The sequence below is a fragment of the Lelliottia sp. GFLA7 genome (assembly GCF_056490165.1).
In genome coordinates, this window is record NZ_JBWLAQ010000075.1 from 1 (window position 1) to 451 (window position 451).

The 451-nt window shown below is 62.5% G+C and carries 2 pseudogenes; both read right to left on the reverse strand.

Annotation, left to right across the window (positions count from 1 at the left end):
* A pseudogene (locus AC07RN_RS21215) lies at positions 1-271 on the reverse strand (hypothetical protein); the annotation flags it as partial.
* A pseudogene (locus AC07RN_RS21220) lies at positions 268-451 on the reverse strand (hypothetical protein); the annotation flags it as partial. The pseudogenes AC07RN_RS21215 and AC07RN_RS21220, both read right to left, overlap by 4 nt.

The window sequence follows — 451 nt, forward strand, 5'->3', positions numbered from 1 at the left end:
TGCCGGGGGTGACGAGGAACTGCGCGCCGGCCTGGATCGCGTCACGCGCCAATCCACTATTAGTTACCGTGCCGACGCCGATACGGGCGCAGTCGCCGAAGCTGGCGCGGAGCTGATTGACCACGTCCAGCGTGCCGGGAGTGGTCAGCGTCAGTTCGATATCCCGAATTCCGCCAGCAACGAGCTCGTCCACCACAGGCCGGTACCGATCTGCTTCCGACGCACGGAGTACAGCGATGACCTTCTCAAGGGGACTGGTACGCGTGTTCATGCGTGTGGTACCGCGAATGCCGGTCGGGTTCCGTACTTTTCGACTGCCTCGCAGTTGAGGGCAACTCCGAGCCCCGGAGATGCCGGGATAGCAAGGAATCCCTCATCGTCCAGGCGCCACTCGCCCGAAACAAGTTCGTCGACGTATGCCGATCCGGTCTTGTACTCCACGAGTTCGGTG